Source organism: Pirellulales bacterium, assembly GCA_019636345.1.
In the GTDB taxonomy this organism is placed as follows: Bacteria; Planctomycetota; Planctomycetia; order Pirellulales; family Lacipirellulaceae.
Genome location: JAHBXQ010000003.1, coordinates 269,940 through 296,594, shown reverse-complemented (window position 1 = coordinate 296,594; position 26,655 = coordinate 269,940). Strand labels below are relative to the sequence as shown.

The 26,655-nt window shown below is 67.4% G+C and carries 19 protein-coding genes; 6 read left to right on the top strand and 13 right to left on the bottom strand.

The genetic code is table 11. The features are described from left to right. Positions 1 to 116: 116 nt before the first annotated feature. The 9 genes from KF688_08930 to KF688_08890 all read right to left on the bottom strand — a co-directional run bounded on the left by KF688_08930 (position 117) and on the right by KF688_08890 (position 12,895). Entirely contained in the window at positions 117 to 3,713 is a 3,597-nt protein-coding gene (locus tag KF688_08930) for a mechanosensitive ion channel (GenBank protein ID MBX3425790.1), read from the bottom strand. A gap of 170 nt (positions 3,714 to 3,883) precedes the next feature. Then, a complete protein-coding gene (gene rplU / locus KF688_08925) occupies positions 3,884 to 4,204 on the bottom strand; it encodes a 50S ribosomal protein L21 (GenBank protein MBX3425789.1) in 321 nt (106 codons plus the stop codon). 175 nt (positions 4,205 to 4,379) lie between these two features. Continuing rightward, the gene (locus tag KF688_08920) at positions 4,380 to 6,032 is read right to left on the bottom strand and encodes an Rne/Rng family ribonuclease (protein MBX3425788.1); all 1,653 of its coding nucleotides are present in this window, start codon (positions 6,030 to 6,032) and stop codon (positions 4,380 to 4,382) included. A 280-nt stretch (positions 6,033 to 6,312) separates the two neighbouring features. Next, positions 6,313 to 8,055, bottom strand: a complete 1,743-nt coding sequence (gene ptsP, locus KF688_08915) for a phosphoenolpyruvate--protein phosphotransferase (GenBank protein MBX3425787.1) — start codon at positions 8,053 to 8,055, stop codon at positions 6,313 to 6,315. A gap of 323 nt (positions 8,056 to 8,378) precedes the next feature. Then, positions 8,379 to 8,669, bottom strand: coding sequence for an HPr family phosphocarrier protein (locus KF688_08910; GenBank protein ID MBX3425786.1), 291 nt, complete (start codon positions 8,667 to 8,669; stop codon positions 8,379 to 8,381). A gap of 111 nt (positions 8,670 to 8,780) precedes the next feature. Further along, entirely contained in the window at positions 8,781 to 9,257 is a 477-nt protein-coding gene (locus KF688_08905; GenBank protein ID MBX3425785.1) for a PTS sugar transporter subunit IIA, read from the bottom strand. 156 nt (positions 9,258 to 9,413) lie between these two features. Further along, positions 9,414 to 9,779: a ribosome-associated translation inhibitor RaiA gene (raiA, locus tag KF688_08900; protein ID MBX3425784.1), complete on the bottom strand. Its 366-nt coding sequence runs from the start codon at positions 9,777 to 9,779 to the stop codon at positions 9,414 to 9,416. Between the two features lie 265 nt (positions 9,780 to 10,044). Further along, positions 10,045 to 12,456: a hypothetical protein gene (locus KF688_08895; GenBank protein MBX3425783.1), complete on the bottom strand. Its 2,412-nt coding sequence runs from the start codon at positions 12,454 to 12,456 to the stop codon at positions 10,045 to 10,047. 148 nt (positions 12,457 to 12,604) lie between these two features. Continuing rightward, a complete protein-coding gene (locus tag KF688_08890; protein MBX3425782.1) occupies positions 12,605 to 12,895 on the bottom strand; it encodes a hypothetical protein in 291 nt (96 codons plus the stop codon). A 577-nt stretch (positions 12,896 to 13,472) separates the two neighbouring features. Between KF688_08890 and KF688_08885 the strand changes: the two genes are divergently transcribed. Continuing rightward, the gene (locus tag KF688_08885) at positions 13,473 to 13,994 is read left to right on the top strand and encodes a tetratricopeptide repeat protein (protein ID MBX3425781.1); all 522 of its coding nucleotides are present in this window, start codon (positions 13,473 to 13,475) and stop codon (positions 13,992 to 13,994) included. 145 nt (positions 13,995 to 14,139) lie between these two features. On the opposite strand, the gene KF688_08880 is transcribed toward KF688_08885, so the two are convergent. The 3 genes from KF688_08880 to KF688_08870 all read right to left on the bottom strand — a co-directional run bounded on the left by KF688_08880 (position 14,140) and on the right by KF688_08870 (position 17,867). Beyond that, a complete protein-coding gene (locus tag KF688_08880) occupies positions 14,140 to 15,987 on the bottom strand; it encodes a BBP7 family outer membrane beta-barrel protein (GenBank protein MBX3425780.1) in 1,848 nt (615 codons plus the stop codon). A 360-nt stretch (positions 15,988 to 16,347) separates the two neighbouring features. Further along, positions 16,348 to 17,166, bottom strand: a complete 819-nt coding sequence (locus KF688_08875) for a ParA family protein (protein MBX3425779.1) — start codon at positions 17,164 to 17,166, stop codon at positions 16,348 to 16,350. 140 nt (positions 17,167 to 17,306) lie between these two features. Then, entirely contained in the window at positions 17,307 to 17,867 is a 561-nt protein-coding gene (locus tag KF688_08870; protein MBX3425778.1) for a hypothetical protein, read from the bottom strand. Positions 17,868 to 17,882: 15 nt separating this feature from the next. Between KF688_08870 and aroB the strand changes: the two genes are divergently transcribed. The 5 genes from aroB to KF688_08845 all read left to right on the top strand — a co-directional run bounded on the left by aroB (position 17,883) and on the right by KF688_08845 (position 25,887). After that, positions 17,883 to 19,550 carry a 3-dehydroquinate synthase gene (gene aroB / locus KF688_08865; protein ID MBX3425777.1) on the top strand — a complete coding sequence of 556 codons (1,668 nt, stop codon included), beginning with the start codon at positions 17,883 to 17,885 and terminating at the stop codon, positions 19,548 to 19,550. Positions 19,551 to 19,837: 287 nt separating this feature from the next. After that, positions 19,838 to 20,965: a DNA-processing protein DprA gene (gene dprA, locus KF688_08860; protein ID MBX3425776.1), complete on the top strand. Its 1,128-nt coding sequence runs from the start codon at positions 19,838 to 19,840 to the stop codon at positions 20,963 to 20,965. Between the two features lie 914 nt (positions 20,966 to 21,879). Continuing rightward, a complete protein-coding gene (locus tag KF688_08855) occupies positions 21,880 to 22,521 on the top strand; it encodes an RNA polymerase sigma factor (protein MBX3425775.1) in 642 nt (213 codons plus the stop codon). 307 nt (positions 22,522 to 22,828) lie between these two features. Beyond that, positions 22,829 to 23,836 carry a hypothetical protein gene (locus KF688_08850; GenBank protein ID MBX3425774.1) on the top strand — a complete coding sequence of 336 codons (1,008 nt, stop codon included), beginning with the start codon at positions 22,829 to 22,831 and terminating at the stop codon, positions 23,834 to 23,836. A gap of 359 nt (positions 23,837 to 24,195) precedes the next feature. Next, a complete protein-coding gene (locus tag KF688_08845) occupies positions 24,196 to 25,887 on the top strand; it encodes a lamin tail domain-containing protein (GenBank protein MBX3425773.1) in 1,692 nt (563 codons plus the stop codon). 179 nt (positions 25,888 to 26,066) lie between these two features. On the opposite strand, the gene KF688_08840 is transcribed toward KF688_08845, so the two are convergent. Next, positions 26,067 to 26,588 (bottom strand): hypothetical protein, encoded by a 522-nt coding sequence (locus tag KF688_08840; GenBank protein ID MBX3425772.1) that lies wholly within the window; start codon positions 26,586 to 26,588, stop codon positions 26,067 to 26,069. Positions 26,589 to 26,655: the final 67 nt, after the last annotated feature.

Genomic DNA, 26,655 nt, shown 5'->3' with positions numbered 1-26,655 from the left:
GAGGGAACGGCGCGTCGTCGCGCACTCAAACGGGTCGCTCTCCCCGAGGCGTCCGACCCCCCGGCGGAAGAACCTTCACCATACTCTCTCCGCGGGCTGCGTCACGCTGCCGAAAATTATTTTTCGCTCCCGGAGGCCCCCGAAACGGACGCCGAGTCGCGGCCTGGGCCGTTCCCCCCCTGGGCAGGAAGCCCGTTGCCGAGGCCGGCGACGGGCTCGCGCCCCAGCCCGGGGGCTTCGCGATCAGCGGCCGCCAGCCAGCCCGGGGGGACGTGTCGCAAGTTCAGATCCCGTTGCGGGAAGGGGATTTCCAGGCCCGCCGCGCGGAACTTGCGATCGATCGTCGTGTGCAGGCCGTGGATCGTCGCCAGTCGGTTCTCCAGCGACGGCAGATAGGCCCGCAACGACAGGTTGAGCGAGCTGTCGCCGAACCCCTCGAACGCGGCGACGGGGGCGGGCTCGACCAGCACGGCGGGCTGTTCGCGGGCCGCCTCGACCAGCAGCCGGCACGCAAGCTCCGTGTCGCTGCCGTAGGCGACCCCCACGTTCACCATCAGCCGGTTCGTTTGGTCGCTGAGCGTCCAGTTCAACAACTTCTCCGTCACCAAATGCTTGTTGGGGACGATGTACTCCTTGCGATCCCAATCGACGATCGTAGTGGCCCGCATGCGGATGCGCGTCACCGCGCCGGTCTTGTCGCCCAGGGTGATGACGTCCCCCACGCGAATCGGGCGCTCGAACAACAGAATGATGCCCGAGACGAAGTTGGCGAAGATCTCCTGCAGACCGAAGCCCAGGCCGACGCCCATCGCGGCGACCAGCCACTGGATGTTCTCCCCCGTGTAGCCGAGCGACTTGTACGCCATGACGATCCCCATCGAGCACAGCAAGTATCGGGTGATCGACGTCAGGGCGTAGCGCGAACCGCTGTCGAGCGGCAACCGCTGCAGGATCGCCAGTTCCAACAGCGCGGGGATGTCGCGCACCGCGACGTAGGTAATCGCCAGCACGACGGCGCACTGCAGCGCCTGAGCCCAGGTGAGGGCGAACCCCGGCAGCAGCGATCGTTCGCTCAGATAGGCCACCGCCGGCAACAGCTCGCGCCAAATGAGATACAGCCCCGCCGCCGTGGCGAGCGCCAGGCACGTGCGAACGAGCTTCTGGGTCTGCTCGCTGAGCGCCGCAAGGTCGACGGTCTCCTCGACGAGATCCGCCGTCGGCAGCTCGAGGGCGACCGGCGACGACGATTCCCCCTCGCCGGCCGCGCTCGCGGCGGCCGCGGCGGCCGCCGCCGCGAGTTGTGCGCGCCGCTGTTTGGCTTGTTCGCGGGCCAGACTGCGCCGGTTGACCAGCAACAGCCGACGCGTGAGCCCCCCGGCTGCGAGCACCGCCAGCATCAGCACGACCGATTGCACCAACCGTACCGCCGCCTGTTGAGCCGAGAAGTAGTATCCCGTCGCCGCGAGCACCGCCAGCGCCGCGGGCAGCAGCACCGTCGCCGGGCGCCACACATGCTCCAGCGGGGCCAGCCAGCCCCGATCGCCGCTCAGGAGTTGCCGAAACGGGCTCTTGCGGCCCATGAGCATCCGTTCCAACAAATACGCCAACAGCAGCATGAGCGCAATGAAGCACATCCGCCCCAGCGAACTGCTGTACAGCGGCTCGGTCTGCTGCAGATCGAGCCCGGCGGTCCACAGCACCAGCGGCAGCCCCGCGGCGGTCAGCCACCGCGCATGCCGGCGGATTTGCGCCAGGCACGGCTCGGGCCACTCGAAATGGGCGTCGGCCAGCCCCGCCCCGCGGCACAGCGCCCGCAGCACCTCCAACAGCAACAGGCACCAGGCGACGATCCGCGTTGAACCCGACAGCGATTGGACGAAGTCGGAGTGTCCCCCGGGATTGTCCAGCGACCACCCGACGAACCACAGCAGCGCGGGCCAAGGCAACGCGATCAGCACCGTGTAAGCCAGGGCCCGCAACGTGGGTTGAAACTCGGCGCAGGTCCGCTTGGCGGCGACGGCTCCCGCTTCGCGCAACCCGCGCCGGGCGCGACGCTGGAGAAACATCACCACGAGAATCGCCAGAATCGCCAAGGCCGAGACCGTCGGGTGGCGCTGAAACGACCCCGCGATCTCGTCGCCCGCCTCGCGCCACTTCCGCGGATCCAGGCTCCACCGCGCCGCGTCCGCCGCCAACGGCAACTCCTCCCACGGATTCATCGCCGGGGCGTTGCGAATCCACAGCACTCGTTGGGCGATGTACTCTCCGTACTCCGTGGCCAATGCGGCCAGGGCCTCTTCTTCAGCCGCGACCGTGTTGAGAAGGAAGCCGTATTTTTTCGTGTCCTCGACAAGGTCGTTCAGGAACTTTCGCTGATCGTCCAGCAGCCGCCGCACCTCGGCCTCCTGAACTCGCTGACCCTCAAGGGCCGCCAGAAGCGATTCGACCTTCCCGTCGACGTTGGCCAGCGCCGCCTGCTCGTCGACCAGCCCGTAGTTCTCGAACGTCAACCGCGCGACCTCGTCGAGCCGATCGGCCGCGGAATTCCTCAAATCCCGTACGTTCGGCAACTCGTTCTTCTGTCGCAAGAGCAGATTGCCGGCGCTGATCCCCAACCCCGACGCGTCGATCCGCGCCCGAGTGTTGTCGTAGTCCTTTTGCAAAGCCGCACGCTGCGACTCGCGCAGTCCCCGCTCCGTGGCGAGCGCGGTCAGCTTCGCCGTCAGCTCTTTCCGCTGAGCCGCCAGCGCCGCGTTGCGGTCGGCCAAGGCGGCGATCGGCTTGGGACGCTCGACCTCGGCCGCCTGCGCCGCCTCGCGGGCTTGGCGATCGGCCTCGGCCTGCTGCAGGCGATTCCTTTCGGTCCGGGCCTGCGTCAGCTGCTTGTCGAGCGCCGCCAGCTCGCGCGTCGACATGTCCAACTCCAGTTGGACCAGTTCGCTGTTCGCGACGACCAGTTGCTCCTGTTGCAGCTTGAGGATCGTCTCCTGCAGCGCCTGCCGTCGATTGACCAAGGCGACGATCGCCGCCGCTTCGACCTCCCCCTCGACTGGTCCTGAGGCCAGGCCCGCGATCTGCTCCTCGAGCTTGCGCAGTTGCGTCTGGGTGTCGGTGATCTGCTTGGGGATCGACCCGATCATCGCCCCGCGCGCCTTCAACTTCGCCGCCGCCTCGTCGCGACGAGCCGCCAGATCGCGCGACTGCTGCTCCAGCTCCAACACCCGCGCTTCCAGCTCGGGCAAGGTCGTCGGCAACGGCGAGGGCGACGGCAGCGGCGCCGCAAACTGCGCCTTGCCCTTCTCCAGCAGCCCGTCTCGCTCCTCAAGCTCCTTGCGATACGCCTTGATCTGGTCGCGAAAGCGGAACGTCGTCGCGCGGGACTCAAGCGCTTCCTGATAGCTCGCCAGCGCGGCCTTCTTGTCCTCCTCGGCGAGTCCCAACGTTTCGAGCCGCGCAATCCGCTCGGCGAGCCACGCCTTGTTGTGCGGTTCCCAAAGCGCGGCGCCGGCCTCGTCGGCCTCGCCCTCGGTCGGCGGCGCGGGAGGAGTCCCGTTCGCGGGGACCTCGACGGAACCTGCCGCCGGAGTCGTCGACGGCTGCGCGATCGCGCCCGCCGGCGGCGCCGGCGTCGGTTGCGCCCAAGCTGCAGTCCCCGCGGCCAGCCACGCGGCGGCAAGCATCAAGATCCGCAACGAGCGTGGCGAACAGCACATGGACAATTGGGGGGAGAGGACTCGACGCGGCGGGCGACCTCCGCTCATTCTGGCGCGCTCGTCCCGCCGACGCCATGCCGCTAGCAATCGCGCCAAAAAAACCGCGGCCGCATCGCACGTGCGACGCGGCCGCGGGAAGTGATTCGTTCCTCGACGCCGTTCAGGGAAACTCAGCCCCCGGCGATCGCGCTGATCCGCACCTTGGTCAACACCGAGCGATGCCCCGTCTTGCGGCGGTGGTTCTTGCGGCGACGCAGTTTCTGGATGACCAGCTTGGGGCCCTTGGCGGGGCCGATCACTTCGGCCGTCACGCTCGCCCCGGCCAGCGCGGGGGAACCGAGCTTCACGGACCCGGCGCCGTCGCTCACGGCCAGGACCTGATCAAAGGTAAGTTTCTCCCCCGCGGCGGCGTCGGCCCGGTAATCGATGGTCAGCTCCTGACCTTCTTCCACCTTAAACTGCCGCCCGCCGTCGGAAATGATCGCGTACATCGCTAAATATCCCAAAATCTTGTCGTCAAAGGACTTGCGAAGCAAAAGACCCTGCAGAAAGAGCCCCGGAGCTTGCGCGAGCCACGCAGTTTAGCAGGTTTTCGAGCCCCGTCGAGGGGGGGGCAAGTCGGACCGCTGAGCCGCTTCCCCCGAGACAGCAGGTTCCCCAGCAGGTCTACATCCCCTCCACCTTCACCTCCCGGCCCGCGGCGTCCTCGCATTCGATTTTGAGGAACTCGGGGCTGAGGTCTTCGCGGCTCAGGACCAGGACCTGGACGTTGTGCTCGTCCTCCAGCCGGGTCAGCTCGCGGCGTTTGCGGTTGTTGATGTAGCTGGCCACCTCTTCCTCGACGGTCACCGCGATCCGCGCGACGCGTTCGTGATGGGCGCACATGATCAGCTTGCGAATCACCTCGATCGCCATGCTTTCGGCGCTCTTCACGAGCCCCGAGCCGTTGCACGCCGGACATTCTTTGTAGACGCTGCGCTTCAGGCTGGGGCGAATCCGCTGCCGAGTCATCTCGATCAAACCGAACGGGCTCGTGCGGAGGATCTTCGTGCGGGCCCGGTCGCGCTTGACCGCCTCGCGCAACGTCCGCTCGACCGTCCGGCGGTGGCGTTCCTTGCGCATGTCGATGAAGTCGTTGACGACCACCCCCCCCAGGTCGCGCAGCCGCAGTTGCCGGGCGATCTCGCGGGCGGCGATCATGTTGAGCTGAAACGCACTGTCCTCGGCCGATCCGTCGGTGCGGAAGTTGCCGCTGTTGACGTCGATCGCCACCAAGGCCTCGGTCTGGTCGATGACCAGCGAACCGCCGTTCTTGAGCGGCACCTTGCGCTGGTTGATCAGCGCGATCTCCTCGTCAAGCCGATAGCGATGGAAGATCGGCTCCTTACCTTCGTACAGTTGCAGCCGGTTGGTGTAGCGCGGCATGACGAACTGGAGAAATTCCTTGGCCCGCTCGAACGCCTCGGGTTGGTCGATTTGGATCGAGTCGACGTCCGCGGTGAAGATGTCGCGGATCGTGCGGATGATCATGTCGCTTTCTTCGTACACGTCGCACGGCGCCGGGGTCTTCTTGATCCGGCGAACGATCACCTTCCACAGCCGCACCAAGTACGCCAAGTCGCGCGACAGCTCGCGCTTGGTGCGGTCGGTTCCGGCGGTGCGGACGATGAAGCCCAGTCCCTTGGGGGGGTTCAGTTCGCGGAGGATGTCGCGCAACCGGCGGCGGGCGTCCTCGTCCTCGATCTTGCGCGACACGCCGATCCGCCCCAAGGCGGGCATCAGCACCAGATACCGCCCCGGGATGCTGATGTAGGTGGACAACGTCGGCCCCTTGGTGCCGATCCCTTCCTTGATGACCTGCACGAGCACTTCGTCGCCGCGGCGAAAGATCTCCTGAATGGGCGGCTTCACGCGCGGACGCACGCCGGGGCGCATCCGCTTGCCGTGGCCGTTGCGCGAGCTGCTGCGGCCGTTCTCGCCGACCTCGTCGAGCTCGTCCTCGTCCCCCCCGTCGTCCTCGTCGGCATGGCTCCGCCCGCCGCCGCGCGAGATTTCCTTGTCGGGGTCGTAGCCCCCTTGGCGAAAGTACTGCGACTCGACGTCGCTGATGTGCAAAAACCCGTTGCGTCCGACGCCGAAATCGACGAACGCCGCCTGGATGCTCGGTTCGAGATTGACGATCTTGCCCTTATAGATGTTGCCGACGAAGTTGTTCTGGCTGCTCCGTTCGACGTACAGCTCTTCCAGCAAGCCGTCCTCGACGATCGCAATCCGGCATTCCTCCGGCTGCGCGACGTTGATCAACATTTCTTGCTTCATAGAAACGATGTCTTTCTGTGAATGAGGGCTTCAGCCGACGGCGGCGCAGGAGCCGGCCAAGCGTCGGCGAGCTTGTGGTTTTCGATTCGTCACGGAGGCGCGGAGGACTCGCAGGAACGACGCCAGACGCAAATTGGCCGACGCGAACGACGAATTGCCGTTGACCGTGCGTGCTCAATCGTCATGGCCAAGCATGGTTCGCCGCTCTTCTCCGCCCTTCTTCGCTCTTCTCCGTGGCGAAACGTTCTGAATTGCAATTGCCGCGAGTTCGCCGGTCGCGTCAGACCGGGAACTCGGGGAACACTTTCATCAACTCTTCTTTCAAAAACGTCTTGATGTCGCGGGCGTTGTCCAGCTTCAACGCGTGCTTGGCGACCCGCTTGCACTGGTCGATCGACACGCTGCGGCAAACCCGCTTGATTTCCGGCACGGCCGAGGGGGTGACGCTCATCGTGCGCAACCCCATCCCCAACAGCAGCATCGTGTACATGGGGCTGCCGCACATCTGGCCGCACATGCTGATCGGGACGCCGTGCTTGTCGGCGGTCGTAATCGCCATGTGAATCATCCGCAGCACCGCGGGATCGGCCGCCGTGTAGAGCGCGGCCACGTCCTTGTTGCTGCGGTCGACCGCCAGGCAGTACTGGATGAGGTCGTTCGTGCCGATGCTGAAGAAATCGACCTCGTGCACGAACATGTCCATCATCATCACGGCGGCGGGGACCTCGACCATCATCCCCACCTTCATCTCGCGATCGAACGCGATGCCGTCCTCCTCCAAATCCTCCATCGCGTCGGCGAGCACCATCTTCGCCTGCCGCAGTTCCATCAGCGTCCCGATCAGCGGGAACATCAGCTTGATGTCGCCGTGCGAACTGGCGCGCAGGATGGCCCGCAACTGCGTGCGAAACAGGTCGCGGTTCTTCAACGCCAATCGAATGCTGCGCAGGCCCAAGAACGGATTCCGTTCGTCCTCGGGATCGGGCAGGGTCCGCATCTTGTCGGCCCCCAGGTCGAGCGACCGGATGACGACCGGTCGATCCCCCATCGCCTCGGCGACCTCGCGGTACGCCTCGTAGTGGGCCTGTTCGCTGGGGTCGTCGTCCCGTCCCAGGTACAAAAACTCGGTGCGATACAGTCCGATGCCGTCGGCGCCGCGGTCGAGACACTGCTGCACCTCGCCGGGAAACTCGATGTTTCCCAGCAACTGCACGTCGACCTCGTCGAGCGTCACCGCGGGAAGCTCGCGGAGCTGCTCCAGCTTCTCGGCGAGATGCCGCTGCTCCTCGACCTCGTGGCGATAGCGGGCGAGCGTCTCCTCGTCGGGGTCGAGGATGATGAGCCCCTGATCGCCGTCGACGATCACCGTGTCGCCCCCCGAGACGTCGGTGAGAAACGCCCCCACTCCCACGACGGCGGGGATGCCGAGCCCCTCGGCGACGATCGCCGTGTGGCTGCCGGGACCGCCGGTCTCGGTGACCAATCCCAGGACGAACTGCGGGTTGAGATTGGCCGTCTCGCTGGGGGTCAGATTCCGCGCCAGCACCAGCACCGGCGAGGTGATCTGCGACAGCTCCTCGCGGCGCATCCCCAGCAGGTTGCGCAGGATTCGCTTCTCGATGTCGAAAATGTCGTTCGCCCGCTCGCTCATGTACTCGCCTTTGATCTCCTGAAAGACCTTGGCGTACTTGCGCAGCGAGCGGCTCACCGCGTACTCGGGCGAGTAGTGGCGCGTGCGGATCAGCTCGTCGATCTCCTGCCGCAGCCGGCGATCGGTGAGCATCTGCAGGTGAGCGGAAAAGATGGCGGCGTACTCGTCGCCGAGTTGGCTCTGGACGCGGTCGCGATTGCGCTCGACCTCGGCGGCGGACGCTGTGAGCGCATGGTCGAGCCGCTCGAGCTCCGAAGCCACGGCGTCGCGGGGCAAGAAGCGACGCGGGATGCGAAAGCCCTCGTTGTCGAGGACAAGCGCTTCGCCGATCGCGACCCCCGGCGAAACGGCGATGCCCTGGAGTGATTGCATGATGCGCTCGCGCGGGTGGCGCAAACGCGTCGCCGGCACGGGGGCGGCGAGCCACGCGAAGAAGCGTCGCGAATCGGGGTCGCGCCTCGCATGCCGACCTGAGCCGCGCGGGAGCCGACGACTCGGCGTCTGCGGCGCTTGCGGGCGGTCATGCGATTCTCGGCGTCCGCGGGAACCCCGGGGGGATCTCCGAGCGGGCGACTCCAGAACGGGCTTTTTTGCGCGTGGCGTCCGCCGCATCGTCGCACGGATGGCGGCGCGGCTTGCTCCACGGATTACGGTTTCGTCGGCGCCGGCTTGTGAGGAGGAAATCGTCCTGCGAATCAGGACGAACCGTCCGCCGCGCCGTCGCGACTGGTGACTTGCTGCTGATCGAAGTCGCTTTCCACGAGCCGCGACAACGCATCGATCGCCTCGACGGCGTCGGCGCCGCGGGCGATGAGCCGCACGTTGGCCCCCGGGCCGGCGCCCAAGGTCAACAGGTGCATGATGCTCTTGCCGTCGACGCGCATCTCTTCGTACGCGACTTCGATCTCTGATTCAAACGTCAACGCCAGTTGCACCAGCAGTTGCGCGGGGCGGAAGTGCAGGCCTTCCTTCCCTTTGATGGTCACGCATTGCTCGGCTACGGACGTTGACATGATACGGCGGCGACAGGCGACGACCGCCGGAAGGCCTCGCTGACGCGAATCCTGCTCGGGGCGAGACGCCTGCCAAGTCGATTCTCACTTGCCAAATTGGTTGTTGTCGGCTTCTTCCAACAGTTGCCACACGTCGGCCGGGTCCTTCGTCTGCTGCAGGAATCGGCAAAACGTGTCGTCGCGCAACTGACGCGAAATGTTCTCCAGCGCACGCAGGTGATCGCCGGGACGATCGGGGGGCGAAACCAGCATGAACAGCAGATGCACCTTCTCGCCGTCGAGGCTGTCGAAGTCGACCCCCTCGTCGCTCACCGCCACGGCGCCGACCAGCTCCCCGACGCTGGGATGCTTGGTGTGGGGGACGGCCACGCCCCGGCCGATGCCGGTGCTGCCCAACTCCTCGCGCTTGAGGATCGCTTCGACGATCCCCTCGAACTGATCCTGAGAAATCTTCTTGGCTTCCAGGAGCGACGCGGCCATTTGGCGAATGACGTCCTCCTTCGCATCGGCCTCGATATTCGTGCGGATGGCCTCGCGGCAAATAAAGTCAACGAACTTCATGTCTGGGGGTACCTTGTTTCAACGATCTGCCATGAGTCCGGAGATCCCGGCTCAGCGAGCGGGGGCCTCCGCCCCCTGGTGATTGAATTCGCGGCGTCCGACCGGTGCGCGGCTGCCGGCCGGGCCAGCCCGCGGGTCGCCTCGCGGCGGGGGCGACTACTCCTCGTTCTCGTCTGCATTGTCATCGACCGCGATCGGCGGCTCGTGCCGGCGCGCGTCCGGGTCGCGACTGCGCTCGTGGATTCGTTCCTTGTGCTTGCGAAGCTGCTGCTCGATCTTCTGCACGGCCGACTCGACCGCCGACAACAGGTTCTCCGCCTGCTCGTGCGCGACCAAGTCCTGCAAATGCTCGACCGAAACCAGCAAATCGACCTTCGGCTTCTGCTGGTCCTTGAGATCGACCGTCATCTCGATCGCGGTCACCCGATCGAAGAACCGCGTCAGCTTCTCCGCCTTGGCCGCAAGTTTCTCGCGGGACGCCTCGCTGAGGCTGCCATGTCGGGTCGAGATGCTGATCTGCACGGATGCCTCCGAAATGCGTCAATCGTCGATGCACGTCTCGCCGAGCGGGGACGCCGGCGGGGGACGGCCCCACGGGAACCGAACCAGAATTCGCATTCTAGCGATTCGCCGGAATCGCCACAAACGGGGGAAGGTCCCCCGCCCGAGAGATTGCTCAGGGTGAACCAAAGCCCCGTTCAGGCGGAATCGGACCGTTCCCGGAGCCCCTTTCGGCCTCGGCGGTCTCTGTAATCTCCCACGGGGGAACGACAAGTTGCCCCCCGGGCTACTCGACCGGGGCCAGTTCCCCCTTGCGGAGCCGGTCGTCGTAGATCCGCAGCGCCCGGGCCCGTTGCGATGCGGTTTGCCACGGTTGATACCCCCCCAGGCCGTTGGTGCCGGTCAGCTCGTTCAGATTGGCCAGCGCCAGCACGCGGACGTCGAGGTCCTTGCCGTCGAGCCGGCGAATCAATCGAGCCAGAACCCCGGACTCGAAGTCCTCCCGGGTCGCGGCGACGACCGCCGGGTCGTAGCCGAGGATCATCTCGAACAACAGCGCCGCGTCCCGTTCGCCCCGCAGGCCGACAAGGTCGGCGCGAAGCGCCTCGGCCGCCTGGGAGTCCGTGGCCAGCATTTGCCGCATGACGTCCAGCAGCCGCCGCCAATAGGCTTTCTGATCGGCGTCGCCGAGCGCCTTGATCAGCGGCTCGTACAAGCCGACGTGGGCCGCACACTCGGCGGCCAGGGTGCGATCCTCGCGCAACCGTCCGGCGCCTGCGGGGTCGGTCAGCTCCAACAGCTTGATCTCCACCGGCGCTCCGGGCGCCAGCGCCTGGACGACGCTCTTCTGAGCGCGGCGTTGGACGTCGGTCAACGGTTCGTGGTCGACCCATTCCGGCAGCTCGCCGATGGGCCGCGGCGCCGAGAAGTCGCCAGGAGCGGAAATCCACTCGACCGGAGCGACGAGCTTCTGCTCGCCTTGGTCGTCGGCGATCGTCCCCCCGCCGGTCGTCAGCAGCCAGCGGATGGTCCGCGGCGGCAGCCCGTCGGCCGGATCCCGCCCCGGAACGAATACGCCCCGCACCTCGATCGCCAGCGTCGAGGAGGGATTGAGCTCGACCCGCCGCGGCTGATCGTCGACGACCAAATCGAACCGATTGCCGTTGATTCCCGAGTTGATGATCAGTCGTCCGCGCGGGACGCTTACGGCGAAGTCGCCCCGAGACGACCCCGGCAGCGCCCCTGCGGGGATCAGCTCAAGTTCGGCGCCCCCGCCAAGGTAGACGTTCGCGTCGCGCAGGCTCGTCATCGTGCGGAACGTCGGCAGCGTCAGCAGGCGCGAGCCGTCGCCGTACGGCGTGCGCGGCGCCAGCCGACGCCACTTCCGGCCGTCAGCGTCGTATCCCAACAGCATGTCGTAGGCGCCCATCATCCCCAGGTAGGTCCCGGTGGGGCGCGGACCGGCGACGCGGGTCGCTTCGTCGGCGGAGGGGGCCGGCCGGTCCTCGGTCATCGGCTCCAGCCCGGTGAGCGGCTCCTCGTCGGTCTCGGTCGGCGGGACTGGCGGCAGATCGCTCCCAAGTCGCGGGGGAGAGGTCGACGACGCCGAAGCCGTCGCGGGATCAGTCGCTGGCATCGTGGGTTCGGCGTCGGCAGGCGCGTCCGCAAGCTCGTCAGCAACTTCCTCGGTCGGGCCGAGCGGGATGTCCGGCATCGAGGGAACGCCGTTCGGCGCCGGGGCGAGCGACGGGCCCTCGGCCGAGTCCTCAGGGGCGCCGGGGGCGCGCAAAGGCGCGTCGTCCTCCGCCTCGGGCGCTCGAGTCGTCGGGTCGACCGAGTCCGCCGTCATGGGGGCCTGTTCCGGCTCGGCGGCCGGTTCGACGTCGTCCGCCGCAGGGGTCGCGTTCTCAGGGGACCAAGCGGGGGGAGTCCCGGAGGGGGCGACCGGCGCTGGCGACGAATCGCCCGGGCCGACGTCCACCCCCGCGAGAAACTCCTCGGTGTCGAGCCCTGCCATTTCCGAGGGGAGCTCCACCTCGGTCGGCCAAGCCCACCACACGACGGCGCCCGCGACCACGGCGGCGGCGGTCATCGTCGCCAAGCGACGCTTCCGTCGGCGCATCTCCGCGGCCACGCGCAGGTATTCGGGTACGTGATCCGGCGCCAGGCTCGCCGCCGCCGCTGCGGGGGTCGGCGCGGGCGTCGCGGCCGGAGCCTCCGGCATCGTCGTCCGCGGGACGCGCGCCGGCTCGATCCGCAGCGACTGGGCCGGGCGGTTCGGCGCGGCGCCCAACTCGTACACCCGCCGCCGCAGATCGACGTCGACCTCGGCCGGCTCGCCCAGCACCATCGTCAGGACGTGGTGGCACGACACCGCCTCGGCCAGCAGCATGTCCCCTTGATTCCCCGGGGCAAGACACGCCCGCTCGAACTCGGCGACGTCGTCCGGCGGCAGGACGTTGTCGAGGTACTCGGCCATCGTATTGGGGTCGAGCTCTCTGCCGCCGCCGTGAATGTCGTCATCGTCGGCCAGCACCGGCGGCGCTCCCAGCCGCAGCCGGCGCGAAGCGTCCCGCGAACGGTGGATCAGCTCGGTCGCAAAATCGCTCGCCTCGATCTTTCGCCCCAGCTCTTCGTGATCCGTGGGGTCGAGAATGTCGTCCATGTACGCCAGCAGCGTGCGGAGCGTGAGTCGCATGGGGAAAGTACCTTCGTATCGCCGGGGAGGGAAACGCAAGCGCCGAGCAGGCCAATCGCACGGAGCCGCTCTCTACAAGCAATAGTGGCGCGGCGCGGCGAGATTCGTACAGAATTCCGCGGAAACGGCGCAACTCGCTCCGGCGGAGCTACTTGCGTTCGGTCGCCGAGGGCCCGTCGCTGGAGAAGGCGACCAGAAAAAACGCCGAGAGGAGCCCCAGAAACGCCGCGACGACCCAGGGGTGGAGTCGCGCGGGCTGCGCCGGGGTCGGCACGCTGAGCGCCTCGCGAGGCTCCCAGCCGTCGGCGGTCCGCACCCAACCGGCCTCGCCGACGTTGACGCCGAGGCCGGCCGAGCGTCGGCCATGGACCTGCTCGACCCGCGAGATCGCCGCGGCAAGCCCCGCAACCAGCAGCAGGATGGCGACGATGCGGCTCACGGGGCGGCTCACGCGAGAAGGGCTCGGACGAGGGGGGCGAGACAAGGGCCCGCGGCCGTCATCCGACGCCGCGAGCGGATGCCCGAACTCAAGGCAACCACCGCGCCCGCCGAGAGGAGCACGCGGGGAAAGCCTGATTTTCCCGAGGTTTTCGTCCGTAGAGGGTGGAGCCGGCCCCGTCCGACGTGGCGTTGCCGCGACCTCGAACGGCGCGGCGCGTGGCGAAAACGCAACCCGAGCTCGTCCGCGAACGAGCGTCAGCCCGAACGCCCCAAGTCAGCCGAGCGGGCGCGGAACTGCGCGGTGCGGCGGCAGAGTTTGCCTCGACGGAGCGATCGACGAGTTCGCACAACTTCGCGTCGTCGGCGCCACGCTCCGTCGCGGGGCGCGAACCGCCGCAATCCGCGCGCGGTTTTCGACCGCGCCGAAATCAGCGTGTAGAATTCCAGTAGCTTGTCCGTCCTGGCGGAGCCGGGACCACCAGCGCGATTCCGCGCGATCCTCGCATGACCGGCTGCCGGGCGCCTGCGGACAGGTGCGCCGCATCGATCCGTGCGACTCCTCCCCCGTCGCTCCCATGCTCCCTCAACTCCGCCAGCGCTTGATGCGCACCCGCTGCGAAGCGGAAGGGTATCTCGAACTCGGCATGCCCCGGCACGCGCTGGCTGCGCTGCAACGGCAGGGGAAGCTCGTCCACGGCGACGCCCGCGGATGTTACCTCATGGGCGAAGCGCTGCGCGAGCTGCACCGCTACCGGCATGCGATCTACCCGCTCCGGCGGAGCTTGGATCTGATCCCCGACGACGTCGACGTCCACGTCGCGCTCGCTTGGTGCTGCAAACGGATCGGGCGGCTCGATCAGGCGATCGAGACGCTCGAGCACGCGCTGGAGATCGAGCCGGGATCGGCGATCCTCCACTACAACATGGCGTGCTACTGGAGCCTCGCCCGCGATCGCCGCCGCACGCTGCAACACCTTGCCGCCGCGCTGGAAATCGACGGCAACTTCCGGGACTTCGTCTGCAGCGAACCCGACTTCGACCCGATGCGCGCCGACCCGCTGTTCCAGTGCCTGACGGCGTGGCCGTCGCAGACGTAGCGCCGCCGCTTCGACGCCCCCCGTTTGCGCACGAAAAAACCCGACCGGCGCCGAAGCGCCGATCGGGTCGGGGGAATGGGGTCGCTTTCAAGTCGCTTGGCCGAACCGCCGCGGAGCGAGCCGCGTCAGCCCTGCGGGCCGCGACTTAGTAATTCCATTCGACGCCGGCTTGCAGACCGTGCAGGATCAGCGAGCCGTTCGAGTTGACGTAGTTGTTCATTTGGGCCGCGTCGATGAACGCGACGGGGATCTGATCGGTCGCCAGGGCGATGCCGGTCACGCCGATCGCCCGCCACCCGCCGTACAGCCGGCAGTTGCAGGAGTACTGATAGCTGGCGCCCAGCCGCAGTTCGCCGATCATGCTGACGTCGGTCTTCGAGGCGTAGACGTCGAAATTGTCGCCCGACTGGATGAAGCGAACCTGCCCGGTAGGCGAATCGAAATACTGCCGGACGTCGATGTCGTTGCCGTACAGCCCAAAGGCCGAGCCCAGGTGGATGCCCCACTTGCAGCCGATGCGGTACATGCCGTTCGAGCCGATCTGGAACCCGTACAGGTCGTTGGTCGTCCGGGCGTTGTAGTTCATGAACCCGGTCGTGTTGGGCATGGCGGTGACGTTGGTGAAGTTCACGCCGTACATGAAGCTCTCGTCGAACTGCATGTAACGGAAGCCGCACAGCGTGACGCACGAAAACCGCGACCCGCAGCCGCCGGCGCACGGGGCGTCGCACGAACCGCACGGCTGACACCCCCCCGCGTCGCAACCGGTGCATCCGGCTGCCGCGACGCCGGCGACGACCGGCCCGCCGCATCCGACGGGGAGCCGCAGCAGGTTGATCTCCAGGTTCTGCACCTCGAACGTGCTGCGAACCCGGGCCAAGTCGACGCGAATTTCGTCGAGGGTGGCCCCGTTCGTGTAATCGTCCACCGGCGGGGCGTAGTCGAAGTAGTGCCGCAGCGGTCGGTAGCCCAAGCCCGGGTTGTACTCCAACCCGCGGGGGTCGATCATCGAGTACACGCGCAGCGTGCCGCTCTGCACGTATTGGGCGTAGGCGTCGTCCTCGAACAAGGTCCAGTAGACCGCCTCGAGACCCCAGCACGGTGGCGAGCAGCAGCCGCTGCACGGATCGCCGTAACCGCCGAACGTCCGGCCCAAGCGGAATTCGACGCCCCCTTGGTATCCGATATCGACGTTGCGGGTCGTCAGGACGACCTGATTGGACGCGGGGTAGTCGCCGGCCGTCAGGCCGCTGGCGGCGAACACCAGCGGTCGTTTGTCGGAGCTGTCGCGCTCCATCAGCAGGCCGTACACGCCGCCGAACCAGTAGTTGCATCCGCGCGGACGAATCAAGGCGCCGGCATGGCCGCTCGGGCCGTAGCCGCCGCCGTAAGTCGAGTACCCGGTGCATGCGCCGTAGCCGTCGACGCTGCAGCCTCCGTACCCGGCGTATCCGCCGTCGTGGTAGCCTTCGTAAACGCTCGACCCGTTGCAGTTGCAGCCCGGCTGCCCTCCTTGGGGGGCGTACCCGCCGTACGTTTCGGCCGCCATCGGGGTCGGCTGCATCGCCGGGCTCGGGGGATAGGTCTGCTGCATCGGCATGCCCTGGTGCATCGGCGCGGCTTGTTGCGGCGTGCCGGGCGCCACGCTCTCAGCGGGGGGAGTCAACGACAGCCCGCCGTTGGTCGCGCCGTTTTGCATCGCCATCGCGTAGCGCGGCTGGCCGGGGCGCATCGCGACCTGCGCAACGGGCTGGCCGGACTGCGGCTGCTGGCCGTAGCTCGTCGCTTGTTGACCGTAGCCGTAGTGCGGCGCTTGCGGGACCTGAGCCGCCGGGGCTTGATACGCCGGGTACGGGGTCGAGTAGCTCGACTGCGCCTGCGGCGCGGTCTGCTGCGGTTGGTTGTACGGGATGAACTGACCGTGAACCTGCGCCCCCCAGGGCAGCACGGCCGCAGCGGCCAGCAGCCCCTGAATGTGCCGATGAATTCCCATTTCGCTCCCTCTCTTTATGGTTCGTGCCACGCGCATCCATGCGGGGCGGTTCGGGCGACGGGCCGGATCAAGGCGGGGCCGGCACGGCGAGAAGTCGCCCTGGCAAGACTCTCTGTGCGATCTCGGTCGGGGCGCAAATTCGCCCTGCTAAACCGATCGACCAGTACGACCCGCACGGTTCGGGCCTAGACGCAGCCCGGAGAAAAGTTCTTTGCGGCGCAACCGGCGCCGTGAGAACAACCGGCAAATCTTCACGCGCAGCGGCTTCGCAGACCGCAGAGTCTCGCCAAACTGCCCGATCTGCGCGCGACAACACCCCCGGCGAGCGGGGGGCGCAGCTCCCGCGGCGGCGCCACGGGCTCAGGCCGCGGCGAGGTTCGCCGACGCTTGCAGGCCGTAGAATGCCAGCACCTCGTCGGCCAGCCGGCGGTAGTCCTCGGCGCCGGCCGACGCGGGAGCATATTCGAAGATCGACTGCTCGAAGCTCGGGGCCTCGGCCAGCCGGATATTGCGCCGGATGTGCGTCTCAAAGATCCGCGCCCCCGGCCACAGTTCGGCGGCCGCCCCGGTGCGGAAATACTCGGCGACGTCGCCGGCCACCTCGGCCGCCAAGCGCGTCCCCGACTCGTACAGGCAGAGCACGACCCCGGCCAGCCGCAACCGCTCGTTGAGCCGCCGCCGCACCAGCTCGATCGTCTGCAGCAGTTTGCTCAGCCCGTGCAGCGCCAGGAAATGGGGCTGCAGCGGCAGGAACACGTCGTCGACCGCCGACAGGGCGTTGAGCGTCAAGATTCCCAGCGACGGGGGGCAGTCGACCAGCAGCAAATCGAACCGCTCGCGGCACACGGCCAGCTCGTCGCGGAGGATCACCTCGCGCCCCACGACGCCGGCCAGCTCGACCTCGGCCGCGGCCAGGTCGATATGGGCCGGGGCGACCCACAGGTTCTCGGCGGCCGCCTGCCAGATCTCCTCGAGCCGGCGGTCGCCCGACAGCACGTCGTAGGTGGTCGGCGCCTGCCGCTGCGGCCCGAGTCCCAAGTGGAGCGACGCATGCGCCTGCGGGTCGAGATCCACGAGTCCCACCCGCTGCCCGCTGGCGGCCAAGGCGGAGCAGAGATTGACCGCGGTCGTCGTTTTGCCGACGCCCCCTTTTTGATTGATGATGGCGATCGATCGCATGGCGGCGGGGAACCTCGCTGTCTCGGGTGCCAAAACGGGCCGCGGAGTATAGGACCCCCGTCGGCGCGTCGACAGACCAAGTCCCCCGGCCGTGCTAGCAGACCCGGCCGCGGAAACAATCTCGCGCGACGGCGCAAGTTTCAGTCGGCGTCGGCGGCCGCCGCGGGGAGGACGCCGACGTCCTCGAAGTATTCGCGAAGGACGGGAGCCATCTTCGGGCAGGGAAGCGTCGAGACGCTCAACCCGTCGGCGGCCGGTTTGCCGAGCACGGCGAGGTCGTCCGACAACAGGACCCACACGACCGCCTCAAAGTTGCTGAACCGCAGCGCGAGCCCCCACCGAGGCGCTCCGTCGACCGCCGGCGCATCCCAGTCGTAGTTGCTGTCCTGCGTCAGCGCATGCCGGAGATGGATCAGCCCCTTCGCCTCGGCTAGGTCGACATGGTCGACGGCGTCTCCCTCGAGAAGCCCGCCGAAGGCCGGGGGCCAATGGGGATAGGCCCCCTCGGCCGGCGACGCCGCGCCGGACTCGAGCCGGTAGGCGTCGACCTCGTCCCCGCGGACCAGCAGGTTGGCCGACCCCGGCCCCCAGAACCCGGCCATCCGCCGCGTGGCGTTGTAGTGGTGCATCCACGCCCACCCCGACATCGCCAAGGCCAAGGCAAAGATCGAAACAACGACGTGCTTTCCAGAGAGCTGCATCGGGGGGCTTTACTAATGGGAAGGAGGTCGACGCCTGAAGCAAGCGATCCGCCGCCGAGGGTGGCTGGGGTCGTAGCGCAGCGAAGCCCCCAGGAACTCGGCCGGGGACTCTCACCGCTACGCCCCCCGCCATCCTCCGCGTCGTCGCGGCGAAGGGCAATTCGCGGCACTTATCGCTCCGGCAGGGGGGCAGTATACTGCCGGTTTCGCCCGCAATCTCCCCCCCAGCCCCGGCGTCGACATGGCGGACAAGTTCGATCCTTACCGCGAAGCGCTCGTCATGGAAACCGAGACCGAGTGGCCCGCCGAGCAGGACGACCTGCCGCCGGCCGAGCGGATTCGGCTCGAGGCCCTGCTTCACGCCGCCCCGGACGAAGCCGCTCACGTCGAGTACGTCCGGACCCACACCGGCTTTTGCCGCCGCATTGTCGTCACCCCCGCCGACCTGGAACGGGTCATGGCCAAGGGCTGACCGCCGGCGGCGAGGAGTTGTTCGCCGCCGAGAACGCCGAGCAAGCCGAAGCCAATCGCTCCGCGTTCGTCGTGCCTGCGGGATTGGCTTCCACACGACCGAGGACCTGCGTGACCGCTTCCCCCAAGACTCTTCGCGTCGCGCTGGCCGAGCGGGGCTATGACATCGTCATCGGCAGCGGCACGCTCGCAGGGTTGTCGGCGTTTCTGCGCGAGCGGTGCGACGCCGACCATGCGGTGCTCGTCACCGACTCGAACGTCGACGGCCTGTTCGCCGACGCCCTGGGGGACGCCCTGGTCGACGACGGCTGGGAGGTGCACGTCCTGATCGTCGAGGCGGGCGAAGCGAGCAAGTCGGTCGGCATCGCCGAGGACCTGTGGAACACGATGCTCGACGAGGGCGCCGATCGAACGTCGATCGTCGTCGCCGTCGGCGGCGGGGTCGTCGGCGACCTGGCCGGGTTCGTCGCCGCCTGCTTCGCCCGGGGCTTGCGGTTCTTCCAAGTGCCGACGACCCTGCTGGCCCAGGTCGACAGCTCGGTCGGCGGCAAGGTCGGGGTCAACCTGCCCGAGGCCAAGAACATGGTCGGCGCGTTCTGGCAGCCCGCGGGCGTGCTGGTCGACGTCGACGTGCTCGATGCGCTTCCCGAGCGCGAGTACCGCGCGGGGCTGGCCGAGGTCGTCAAGTACGGCGTGATCCTCGACGAGGAGTTCTTCGCCTCCTTGGAGCGGAACGCCGACGCAATCAACGACCGCGACGCCGACGTGCTGACCGCCGTCGTCGAGCGCTGCTGCCGGCTCAAGGCCGACGTCGTCGAGGCGGACGAGCGCGAAACGACGGGCCTGCGGGCCGTGCTCAACTACGGCCACACCTTCGCCCACGCCTTCGAGGCGGCCGGCGAGTACGGCGACCTGCTCCATGGCGAGGCGGTCGCCGTCGGCATGCGGTGCGCCGCCCGCCTCGCCCGGCGACTGGGCCGCGTCGACGAGGGGTTCGTCGCCCGGCAAGATCGGCTGCTGGAGGCGCTCGAGCTCGTGTTCGATCTCCCCTCGTACGATCACGAAGAAATCGTCGAGCTGATGTATCACGACAAGAAGGTCGCCCAGGGGGAACTGCGGTTCGTCCTTCCCACGCGGATCGGGCATGTGGAACTGGTCGGCGGCGTCAGCGACGCGGACGTGATCGCCGTGCTGCAGGACTTGGCGAAGTAAACGCCCCAAGCCGCCGGTGCAGCCCCCCGCCCCTGAGCGGACGGCGCTAGCCGCCGATGAAGCAAGTTCAAGCATGAACGGACGGCGCTAGTCGCCAGCCGGGCTCTCCGGCCGCCCCGCAGTCCTTGGCAACCCGCCAAGCGGCTCGGGGCGTTGGGCATGCAACGGGAACAACTTGCCCCGGCGGGGTCCTTGGCGCAAGATCAGGCGACGGGTCTTTCACCCCTCTGCCCTCCCTGGCACGTCAGGGGCGACGCCCCGCTCTGCTGCGCGGAGAACCTCCTGCGATGACGACGAGCCCCGCGACTCTCGACGAGGCGGCCCGCGCCGAGGTGTTGCTCGCGCTCACGCCCGACGTGGGGCCCCTGCTCCGCGCTCGTCTGTTGGAGCGGTTCGGCGCCGCGGCCGAGGTGTTCGCCGCCAGCGAAGCCGCGCTGCAGGAGGTGCCGGGGATCGGCCCGAAGATCTCGCGCCGCATCCTCGGCGCTCGGCACGAGGTGCAACTTGAGGCGCAGCTCGCGCTCGCCGCGGAGCATGGTCTGGGAATCCTGCTGCCGTCGATGCCGGCGTACCCGCGCGGGCTCCACGAGATCCCCGACCCTCCGGGGGTGCTCTTCACGCGCGGCGCCTTGGAACCGACCGACGGGCTCGCCGTGGCGATCGTGGGGACCCGCCGGTCGTCACGCTACGGCACGGAGCAGACGCGCCGCTTGGCCGCGGGACTGGCCCGCGCGGGGTTGGCGATTGTGAGCGGGATGGCCCGGGGGGTCGATACGGCGGCCCATGAAGGCGCCCTGGGGGCCGACGGGCGAACGATCGCCGTGCTGGCCAGCGGCGTGCTGAATCCCTTCCCCCCCGAGAACGTCAAATTGTGCGAACGGATCGCCGCCGCGGGGTGCGTCCTCAGCGAGGCGGCCCCGACGATGCCCCCGCTCGCCGGGATGTTCCCCCAGCGAAATCGGATCATCAGCGGGCTGGCCCTGGGGGTGATCGTCGTCGAGGCGAGCGATCGCTCGGGGGCCCTGATCACCGCTCGGCACGCCATGGAGCAAGGGCGCGAGGTCTTCGCCGTGCCGGGGCCGATCGACAGTCCCCTGTCGGCCGGCCCGAACCGGCTCATCCGCGACGGGGCCAAACTGGTCGCTTGCGTCGACGACGTGCTCGAGGAGTTGGGCCCGCTGGCCGAACCGACCCCCAAGGGCGCCACGGGGGAGACGATCCGCTCGGTCGCCGAACTGAAACTCAGCGAGCAGGAGCAGCAGGTCCTGCAGGCGATCGACCCGACCGGCTCGTCCCTGGACGAAGTCGCCCAGAAATGCGGCCTGCCGATCCACCGCGTGCTGGCGACGGCGAGCGTCCTGGAAGCCCGCCGGCTGGTCCGCAAAGTGGGAGGCAACCGGGTCGTGCGGTTTTGAACCCTGAAAGCCCCGGCTGCCAGAGCTAGGAATTGGCCGCCAAGAGGCCTAAAAAGACTCCCAGGGAGCGTCTCGCTCGTTCTGAGAGTCGCGTCCCGGGGCCCTGAGACCGCCTGCCTTTTTGGCCGACTTACGGCAAAGCCGACCTCGCAGTACTCCCGAACCGTTGGCACGGGGCGCCGTGGCGAGTTTTGCACCTGCCCGTGACTTTTTGCTAGCAATATTCGCACACGGTTCTTCCCAAAAGACTGTGTTTGCCGAGGAATACGCGGGGCGCCGCGTCGCTTTTTGCACCTTTTCTCGTGTCCTTTTTGCTCGGCTTGCACGAGGCGCCTTCCTGGCAGTTCGGGCAAGATTGGCTTCCACGGGGCGAAGTACCCCCGATCCTGCAGAACGGCTCAAGTGTCTCACAATTGAACGCGCGAAAGTCTCCTTTCGGGACACTTGCCAGGGGTGCGCCATTGAATCGGAATGCAATTTTGGCAGACCCGGGGGATTGTGCGGCCCAGGATCGGGGAAGCCGGGCTATGCTTTAACAGCCGGCTTCTCTTCGACTTACGGCGATTTCTAGCTTCGCTAGCACGGTTCCGAGGGGGGCTTGGTACGACAATTGCCACTGTTATGGCCCGCAGATGTCGCACGGTTAAAATAAAGCGGCATCTGCCAACACAGCCGCCCCAGACACGGAAGGGGGGCTTGGCCTCGACTCGGCGGGCCGATGAGCTCGCCGGACCGCGGCCAAGCGATATTTCGCGACCCATGGAAATGCCCTTGTGATTGGGGCGGGGGTCGCGAAAGGTAACCATGACGGCCGGGAAGTAGGATATTCCCCGGTAAATGCATGCTTTGGCCGCTGCCTCATCAGGCTGGCCCGAGCATGACGTCGAACCTCTCGCCAGCGAGGAGTTCGTAACATGACGACTAGCCGACCCAAGGACGAACTGTCGACCATCGCCACTCTCGCCGAGCAATCGGACGAGCAGCTGTTGTTGTCGTACCGCGAAAGCGAAGATTCCGCGGTCTTCACCGAGCTGGTCGCCCGGTACGAGCGCGAGCTCTACAATTACTTGCGTCGCTACCTCGGCGACGCGGCCCAGGCGGAAGACGTCTTCCAAGCGACCTTTCTCCAGGTGCACGTCAAGCGAGGCTCGTTCGAAGCGGGACGCCGGTTCCGGCCCTGGCTGTACACGATCGCCACGAACCAAGCGATCGACTCCCAGCGGCGGACGAAGCGTCACCGGCGGATGAGCCTCGAACAGGCCATGCAGCCCGGCGACCAGGGGGCCACCCTCCGCGACTTCGTCGAGGGGGGCGAGTTCGACCCGGCCCACGTCGCCGAGCACGGCGAACAGGCCGAGTGGGTCCGGGGGGCCGTCGACGCCCTGCCCGAGCCCCTGCGGCGGGCGGTCAACCTCGTCTATTTCCGCGGGATGAAATATGGCGACGCGGCCAAGGTCATGTCGGTGCCCGTCGGCACGGTCAAGAGCCGGATGCATGCCGCGCTCCAGCGGCTGGGGCAAGCCTGGCAAGACGCCCAGCCGGCGGCCCGCCTCTAACGCTCGCTCGGTCGAAGGCCGACCTGTCCCGGTTTCCGACAATTAGGTAAACCCCCGAGCCTGCCGCGCCCAGCGCGGCAGGCTCGTTTCATTTAAGATAAGCTGTACGGGGGGACGCCCCGCCCGCCGGCACGACCGGCACGACTTGTCTGACGCGACTGAAAGCGGTTGAACGGTTTCGGATCGAGGTGCGTACAGAAGGAAGCGGGGCCGCGATTCCTCGGCCCCCCCTTCCGCCGACGCCCACCGACCCTGTCCGGCTACCGCGTGCGTCTCCCTGACGGGATTGGCACGGCCACTGGCAGCGATGACCGAGCAACTTCTCGCCTACCTGCTTGACGACTTGTCGCCGGCCGACCGCGCGACGGTCGAGACCCGGCTCGAGACCGACCCGGCGTGGCGGCAGGAGTTCGAGCGGCTGCGGGAGTGCTTCTCCGGCGGCAACGATCCCGAGGATTGCGGCTGTGCGAAGCTCGCGACCGCCGAGCCGGAGCCCCCCGTCGATCTCGTTCAGCGAACCTGCTCATTGGTCGAGAGCGGCGAGTTCTCGCTCCGAGAGTTAATGTGCGACCCGCCCCGCACCGGCCACCGCTGGCGGCTGGCGGATTTCGCCGTCGCGGCCGGGGTCTTTCTGGCGATCGCGGCAGTCACGTCGCCAGGGCTGTTGCAAAGTCGCGAAGCCTCGCGACGCGCGATCTGCGCCAACAAACTGCGGGCCTTGGGAGCTGAGTTCGTCGCTTACGCCGAGCGAAACAATCGCCAATTGCCCCCGATCGCCTTGGGCCAAAACGCCGGGATGTACGCCGTCGCCTTGGCCGACCAATGCGGGATGGACCGCGAGTTGTTCGCCGAACTCCTCTCCTGTCCCGCGACGCAATTGGGCGAAGACGTCGCCAATGGTCGCGTGCGACTGCGCGTCCCCACGCAAGCCGACCTGCGGAGGGCGCACGGTCCGGTGCTGATCGCCTTGCGGCAGCGAATGGGAGGGAGCTACGCCTATCGCTTCGGGTATTTCGACCCGCAGGGCGACTTGCACCATGTGCGATTCGTCGGCAGCGACTCGATGCCGGTGCTGGCCGACGCCCCCGCCGTCACGCAGGCCTTCCGCAGCACGCCGCACGGCCCCTGCGGGCAGAACGTGCTGTACCAAAGCATGTCGGTGCGGTTCGTCGCGGGGTGCCAGGCCCCGAACGGCGACGAACTGTTTCTCAACCTGGCCGGCCAGCACGCCGCGGGGCTGAACCGCGACGATCTTGTGCTGGGGCGCAGCGAGTTCGAGCCGTTGGGAACGATCTTTCCGGTCGGGGACGAGTGACCCGGGCTCGTCGTGCTTCGTCGAGTTGAGGACGACGCTCTCGGGCATTGCCAGTTGCCGGGCTCCGCTGCCATGCCAGTGGTGAACGACAGCTCGCGCTTGTCGTGGCAGAGCCAGCGGCACGCGCCGTCGGGAGCGCCCGTACGATGCGTCGTGTCCGCCTGCGCGAAATCAAGGACCTGCTGCGCAGGATTTGGTTCTTTTCTGGATCGGCCCCCAGCTACGATGAGGGGCGTTCAAGCCAGTCGCATGAGAGGCGGCGGACTGGCGCCTGCTACGATTCGGGACTGTGCTGGATTCGGCGATCGCGCCGGCCGGTTCGTCGCGACGACGTATCCACTTCCAAGGAGCATCAGCAGATGAGAGTCAGCCGTCCTTTGTATCGCGCGTGCGCGATCCTGACCGTGGTCGCCGTCGTGACCACCGCCTCCGCGCAGGCGGTAGTCATCAACGAAATTGTCAAAGAGCAACGGACCGCGGGGTCCGGGGCGTTCAATCCCGACGACCGTGAATTCGTGGAGTTGTACAACCCCGGACCGACTGCGGTGGACATCGGCGACTGGTCGCTTGTCGTCGCCAGCCTGGAAGGGGGCGCGCCGCTGGTTTCCGACGTGATTCCCACAGGCACGATGCTGGCCCCGGGAGGTTACTTTGTGATCGGCGCCGCCGGTGTGCCCAACGTCAATTACACGCCCCCCGGCACGACCGGCATCGAGCTGTATCCCGATGTCGCTGCCAATGCAATCGAGCTGCGCGACAACAACGGGGACATGGTCGACGCCGTGGCCTACGAGGTGTTCCGCCTCGGCGCCACGGGCTTGACGGGCGCCACCGCCGACCAACTGGCGCAGATCGGAAGCGGGTTTCAGGGCCAGTTGATTTCAATGAACGCGCTCACTCCGAACGTGCCGCAAGGCTGGAGCCGATACCGCGACGGACATGATTCGAACAGCAACGGTCGCGACTTCGGCATTCTGCCGCTCACTCCGGGAGCCAGCAACAACCTGCCGTTGGTTCCAGTCCATAACATTCCCGACGTCGACGCAATGAGCGTGGGGACGGAACTCTCGACTCAATACCACGCTTCGTTCGTGCTGCCGCGGGTCGTCGACCCGACCGCCACGAACGCGTTTCACTTCAGCGCGATTCCCGCTTCGCCGCAAGGAGGGAACGCGATCATCGCATGGGACGAAACGGGGGGCGGCAATTCGATTTACTCGAAGGAACTCGTCTCGAAATTCGACTTGTGGGCCTATTTTGATACGGCCCCGATCGGCATCACCGGCATCACCAACGCGGCCGAGTTTGAAACGACCGTCTATGGCATCGGCACGACCGACGCGTTTTTCGTCACCCCCGACCCGACTAATCTAGTTCTGGCTCCGACGACCGTGACGGGAAATTCCAGCACGGGGATCGGCTGGCTCTATCAGCGGTACGAAGAGCCGACGGGAGTGAACAACTTTCAGAAGCTCATGCTGGTCGACTTCGGCGACGGCGGGAACAGCAAACCCGCGGCGGGCGAATGGAACATTATCGAAGAGATTGACGTCTCCGGACTCGCCTCCGGGTGGTTCCGATTGAGCATCGACTACGACGCCGCGACCGGCAACGTATCGGCGCGCTTCGGCGACAACCCTTACGCATTCACGACCGACGCCGATCTGGCGGCGACGTTCTACGTGGGCTACCGTGAAGGGCTGACCGGCGTCCCGGGGGCCAACAACGCCGCCGCAGGCCCGCCGATCTTCGACCTCGTCCCCGCCGCACCTCCTCTCGACGCCGACTTCGACGACAGCACCCTCGTCGACGGCTCCGATTTCCTGATCTGGCAGCGCAACAACGGCACGACCAGCGGCGCCACGAACTCGCAAGGGGACGCCGACCTCGACGGGGACGTCGACGCCGACGACCTGGCCGCGTGGACGAGCAACTACGGTCAGCCTCAGGCAACTGCCGTCGTTGCGGCGGTACCCGAACCGGCGACCGCGGGCTTGGCCCTGTTGGCCGGGGCGCTGGTCGTCGCGGCCGCGCGGCGTCGCGGGGCATAAGGCCCTTCCGGCGACGAAGTCCGAGACGAACAGAAACTGACGACGGGCCGCTGATCGCTGTGATCGGCGGCCCGTTTTTCTTTGTCCGGCCTTACGCCTCGATCCCGAACGGCGGCGCGTAGCGGACTTGGCCGGCTACCCCGGCGAGGGCGCCGACCGGTACGGATCGCACGGGGCGGTCACGGGTCGTGCTCTGGTTCCTGCGTCTGCGGGTCGCCGACCGGCGAGGGGGGCGACTTGCCGACGTTCGGCGGGCTCGGCGCGAGCGACTTGGCCGCGATCTCGCGTTCGAGTTCTGCTTCAAATTCCAGCCAAGCGGCTTCGTCCTGAGGCTCGCACCAGGCGGCGATGACGAGCGGTTTGCCGTGCTCAGCGGCGCTGTCCGAAGTGATCTCGGCAGGAGGGGTCGTCCGGGCGCGGAATCGGCTACGGACGAAATCCGCCGCGGGAGAAGCGGAATCGATCGCCGCAAACTCGCGACGATAGTGGACGAGCGCCCCGACTTGAACCAGGCGAGCGAGATGCGCTTGCGATTGATCGTGGTCGACAAGAAAGGCGCGGCCCATCTGCCAGCGGTGATACGCGACATAGAGCCGGAGCACGCTGTACGATCCGGCCGAGATCAGCAGAACCGCCGCCGCCGCGATCAGCGCGGCGAACAATCTGCGCGATCGATCGTCGGAATAGGGTTGAGTCGTCACGGCGGCGTCCACTCCCGCTCACGCAGGTCCCGCTGCCGACGTCATGTCGCCGGCAGCGCGCTCCGCT